This is a genomic window from Pseudooceanicola lipolyticus (genome assembly GCF_002786325.1).
Taxonomy (GTDB): Bacteria; Pseudomonadota; Alphaproteobacteria; order Rhodobacterales; family Rhodobacteraceae; genus Pseudooceanicola_C; species Pseudooceanicola_C lipolyticus.
Window position 1 is genome coordinate 1 of record NZ_PGTB01000224.1, and the last position, 4,805, is coordinate 4,805.

A 4,805-nucleotide genomic window follows, 5' to 3' on the forward strand; every position below is an offset into this window, starting at 1 on the left:
CACCGACGCGCTGCTGGAGGCCTGCGAGGCCGAGGACCTGCCGTTGCTGCCGGGTGCGGCCACCGCGACCGAGGCGCTGCGGCTGCTGGAACGCGGCTATGACGTGATGAAATTCTTCCCCGCCGAGGCCTCGGGCGGCGCCCCGGCCCTGAAGGCGATCGGCGCGCCGCTGCCGCAGATCTCCTTCTGCCCCACCGGCGGCGTCTCGCCCGGCAACGCGATGGATTATCTGAGCCTGCCCAACGTGCTTTGTGTCGGCGGCAGCTGGGTCGCCCCGAAAGACGCCGCAGATGCCGGTGACTGGGACCGGATCGAAACGCTGGCCCGCACCGCCGCGGCGCTGGGCAAGGGCTGAGCCGCTTGCCGCCACGGCAAAGTACAGGCTATGGCTGTGGCTGACCTTCACACGGTGCCCCGGACATGCCCCGTTTCGCCGCCAACCTGACGTTTCTCTTTGCCGAACTGCCCTTCGGCGAACGCTGTGCCGCCGCCGCCGCGGCCGGGTTCGGCGCGGTCGAAATCCTCTATCCCTATGACACCGCCGCCCGCGACACCCGCCGCGCGCTGCTGGCCAACGGGCTGGAACTGGTGCTGATCAATGCGCCGCCGCCGAATTATACCGGCGGCACGCCCGGCTTTGCCGCGCTGCCCGGTGGCGAGGACCGGTTCCGCTATGACATCCGCCGCGTGCTGCGCTACGCGACCGAACTGAAGGCCGGGCTGATCCACGTGATGGCGGGCCAGAGCGACGCGGCAAACGCGATCGACACGCTGGTGGCCAATCTGCAATGGGCCGCCGATGCCGCGCCCGAGCAGAGTTTCACCATCGAGCCGCTGAACCCGACCGACAAGCCCGGCTATGCGCTCGCCGATTTCGACCTGGCGGCCGAGGTTCTGGCCCGCGTCGACCGAGCCAATGTCGGGCTGCAATTTGACAGCTATCATGCGCAGATGATCCATGGCGATGCGCTGGCGGTGTGGCAGCGGCACAGTTCGCGGATCAGCCATGTCCAGATTGGCGATGCTCCCGGGCGCGGCGCGCCGGGATCGGGCCAGATCGACTTTCCCGCGCTGTTCGCCGCCATCGACGCCAGCGGCTATGACGGCTGGGTCAGTGCCGAATACACCCCGGCCACGCGCCGCAGCGCCGACAGCCTGGGCTGGCTGAGGGCGACCATGCCGTAAGGCGGGTCGGTGCCGCGGCGAAATGCCGAGGCATCGGAATGTCGCGTTGAACCCGGCCCGGTGCGGGGCTAGATAGCGGCACCGCAACAGAACGGGGGCAGGGCATGCTGGTGGTGATTTCTCCGGCCAAACGGCTGGACTGGACAGAACGTGACAGCGACATGACCGCGCCCGAATTTGCCGACCACGCGGCACGGCTGGCCGCCACCATGCGCGGCCTGACACTGACCGGCCTGCAGGCCCTGATGGATCTCAGCCCCGATCTCGCCCGCCTGAACCGCGACCGGTTCCGCGCCTATCAGGATGCGCCGACCCCCGAGGCCACCCGCCCCGCCGCGCTGGCCTTTGCCGGTGACACCTACCAGGGGCTCGACGCGCCCTCGCTCGATGCCGACGAGATGGCCTGGGCACAACAGCACCTGCGCATCCTGTCGGGGCTGTACGGGGTGCTGCGCCCGCTGGACGCGATCCAGCCCTACCGCCTGGAAATGGGCAGCCGGCTGAAAACCCGGCGCGGCGCCACCTTGTATGACTATTGGCGCGACCTGCCGGCCAAGGCGCTGAACGCGGCGGCGGCCCAGGTCGACAGCCAGGTGCTGGTCAATTGCGCCAGCCAGGAATATTTCGGCGCCGTCGATGCCAAGGCGCTGCGCCTGCGGGTGATCACCCCGGTTTTCATGGAAGACAAGAACGGCAGCGCCAAGATCGTCAGCTTTTTTGCCAAGAAGGCCCGCGGCGCGATGGCGCGCTATATCGTGCAGCACCGGCTGACCGATCCCGAGGCGCTCACCGATTTCGACAGCGGCGGGTATCGCTATCACCCCGACCTGTCCGAACCCGACCGCCCGGTGTTTCTGCGGCCCTACGAGGCCTGAATCGCCTCGGCGCCGCCGGGTGGCCGCGCCCCGGCCGGGCAACAGCGGGCGATCATCTGGTGGATCGCGGCCTTGCTCAGCGGTTTGGCCATGAAATGGTCCATCCCCGACTCCAGGATCGCATCGGCATCGCCGGTTATCGCATGCGCGGTCAGCGCCACGATCGGGACATGTCCGCCCGCCTGCGCCTCCAGCGCGCGGATCGCGCGGGTGGCTTCGGTGCCGCTCATCCGCGGCATCGAAATATCCATGAAGATCAGGTCGGGGTCAAAGCTGCGGAACAGCTCCACCGCCTCCTCGCCATCATCGGCAAAGCGCAGATCGATCTCCAGCGTCTTCACCATCTTGCGGAACACCAGCTGATTGGTCTTGTTATCCTCGGCCGCCAGCACCCGCATCGGGCGCGCCCCCTCCGGCGCGCGTGCCGGACCCAGCGCCGCCAGCTGCGCCAGCAGGCTGTCGCGCGGGCAGGGCTGCGGCAACAGGCCAGTGACATGGCGGAACCTGGGCTCGGACTGCAGCTGGCCGGGACAGGCGCTCAGCAGCAGGATCGGCACCGTCCAGCCCCGATTGCGCAATGCCTCGGCCAGCTCCAGACCATCCATGCCGGCCATGTGATGCGCGCTGATCACCAGGTCGATGTCGTCGTTTATCGCCGCCAGCGCCTCGGCCCCCGAGGCGCAGAGCACGGTGTCGCGGCCCAGCTGTCCCAGCTGCCGTTGCAACAGCTGCTGATTGGCGTTGCGGCTGTCCACCACCAGCACCCGGCGCAGCGTTTCGGGCAGCGGCGGCGGGTCGGGCTGCACCCCGTCGGCCGGCGGCAGGCGCAGGCGAAAGCCGAAACACGAGCCTTCGCCCTCGGTGCTGTCGACCCAGACGGTGCCGCCCATCAGCCCGATCAGCCGCCTGGAAATCGCCAGGCCCAGCCCGGTGCCGCCAAAGGCCTGGCCGGCGCCATCATGCGCCTGGGTGAATTCGCCAAAGATCTGGTCCAGCTGGTCCGCCGGAATGCCGACGCCGGTATCTTCCACCGCCACATGCACCGAACACAGCGCGCCCTCGGTGTCGATGACCCCGGTCACGCGGATCAGCACATGGCCGGCTGCGGTGAATTTCACCGCGTTGCCGGCCAGGTTGGTCATCACCTGGCGGATGCGGCCGGGATCGCCCAGGAACCGGGTTGGCAGGAACAGGTCGTAATCCACCAGGATCGCCAGCCCCTTGTCGCGCGCGCTGGCCTGCAACAGCATCACCACCTCGTGGATGCAGCGTTCTAGGTCAAAGGCCTCGCGGTGCAGCGCCAGCTTGTCGGCCTCGATCTTGGAATAGTCCAGCACGTCGTTGATGATCACCAGCAGCGCCTCGCCCGAACTGCGGATGGTGTTGACATACAGCCGCTGTTCCTCGTCCAGCTCGGTGTCCATCAGCAGTTCCGCCATGCCCACCACCCCGTTCATCGGCGTGCGGATCTCGTGGCTCATATTGGCCAGAAAGGCTGATTTCGCCCGGTTGGCCAGTTCCGCCTCGGCCCGCGCGGTTTTCAACGCGTGTTGCTGGCGGATGGTATCGGTGATGTTCAGCACCATGCTGACGGTGTCGGCGCCGGTGCCGCGCTGGTCGATCATGCGGAAATAGGCGCCGTTCCACCAGCGAATCACCATCGGCTCGGGGTTGGGCGTCAGCCAGCGCGCCAGCATCCGCGCCCGCCATTCATCCGGGTCCAGGTCTTCGGTATTGACCAGCCCTTCATCGGTCAGCAGTTGCAGCAGGCGCGGATAGGTGACGCCGGGCGCCACCTCGTCCAGCCCGTCGAAGGCGGCAACATAGGCGCTGTTGGCGGACAGCATGACGCCATCGGCATCGAAAAAGGCAAAGGCATCCTCGATGATCTGAATCGCCTGCCACAGCCGCCGCTCGGCAATCTCGATCTTCTGGTTGGCGGTGCTCAGATCGGTTTTGACGCGCTCGTTTTCATCCCGCACCGTCGCCACCTCGGCGCGGGTCTCGCCGATCTGCCGGGTCAGCGCCAGCGCGTGGCGCCCCAGCTTGCGATTGGCCGCCGACAGTTCCGCCTGTTTCAGCTCCAGCAGCCGCTGCGCCGCCAGCCGCGCGCGCCGTTCCTCGGCAAGTTTGTTGGCAAGGCTCATGGCCCGGTGCTCCGCAGCTTGCCCCGGGGGCGTGGACGCCACCGACAGTCGGGCATCCCGGTGAATAAGTGCTTAAGGCCGGGCGCGGCCGGGGAATCATTGCCAAGCGCACAAGCGCCATGCGACCCTTGGCAAAAACCGGGAGAGCGCGATGACAAGGCTGGCAGCACAGGTAGTTGTCTGGACTCTGGCGATTTTTTGCGCCGCGCTCGGCGCCACGGCGCAACAGACGGTGCCTGAATTCCGCTTTGTCACCACCCGCGATGTCGATTTCTATGGCGAGGATCTGGACGCGCTGTTCGACACCGATCTGCCCGGCTGCGTGCGTGCCTGCGCGGCCACCGCTGCCTGCGGTGCCTTCACCTTCAACAGCCGGTCCAACGCCTGTTTCCCCAAACGCGGCGTCACCGAAATGCGGCCCTATCAAGGCGCATTTTCCGCCCGCAAGATCGCCACCGACCCACAGCAGCGCGCCGACGCGCAGGGCCGCCTGGAGACATTGGGCTTCCTGGGCCAGGCCGCCCTGGCCGAGGCGATGACCCTGGCGCGCGACCTGGGCCTGCGCCATGCCGCCGGCGCGCTGGACCTGACGCAGCTG

General features: G+C 67.7%; 5 protein-coding genes. 4 read left to right on the top strand and 1 reads right to left on the bottom strand.

The genetic code is table 11. The features are described 5' to 3' along the window. The 3 genes from CVM52_RS23595 to yaaA form a co-directional block, all read left to right on the top strand. Positions 1-355: beta/alpha barrel domain-containing protein (locus CVM52_RS23595; RefSeq protein ID WP_503128401.1), on the top strand; the 355-nt coding region annotated here is incomplete at its 5' end. Positions 356-420: 65 nt separating this feature from the next. Next, complete coding sequence (locus CVM52_RS23600; protein ID WP_100164782.1) at positions 421-1,185, top strand: hydroxypyruvate isomerase family protein; 765 nt, start codon at positions 421-423, stop codon at positions 1,183-1,185. A 104-nt stretch (positions 1,186-1,289) separates the two neighbouring features. After that, positions 1,290-2,060: a peroxide stress protein YaaA gene (yaaA, locus tag CVM52_RS23605; RefSeq protein WP_100164783.1), complete on the top strand. Its 771-nt coding sequence runs from the start codon at positions 1,290-1,292 to the stop codon at positions 2,058-2,060. Here the strand turns inward: yaaA and CVM52_RS23610 are convergent. After that, on the bottom strand, positions 2,048-4,207 hold the full coding sequence (locus tag CVM52_RS23610; protein WP_100164784.1) for a response regulator: 2,160 nt from the start codon (positions 4,205-4,207) through the stop codon (positions 2,048-2,050). The two genes, yaaA and CVM52_RS23610, sit on opposite strands and share 13 nt — an antisense overlap. Before the next feature lie 151 nt (positions 4,208-4,358). Here CVM52_RS23610 and CVM52_RS23615 point away from each other — a divergent pair. Further along, on the top strand, positions 4,359-4,805 hold a 447-nt coding region (locus tag CVM52_RS23615; RefSeq protein ID WP_133119959.1), incomplete at its 3' end, for a PAN domain-containing protein.

Coding starts and splice junctions, on each gene's coding strand:
- CVM52_RS23600 (WP_100164782.1), top strand. CDS start 421: ATGCCCCGTTTCGCCGCCAACCTGACGTTTCTCTTTGCCGAACTGCCC.
- yaaA (WP_100164783.1), top strand. CDS start 1,290: ATGCTGGTGGTGATTTCTCCGGCCAAACGGCTGGACTGGACAGAACGT.
- CVM52_RS23610 (WP_100164784.1), bottom strand. CDS start 4,207: ATGAGCCTTGCCAACAAACTTGCCGAGGAACGGCGCGCGCGGCTGGCG.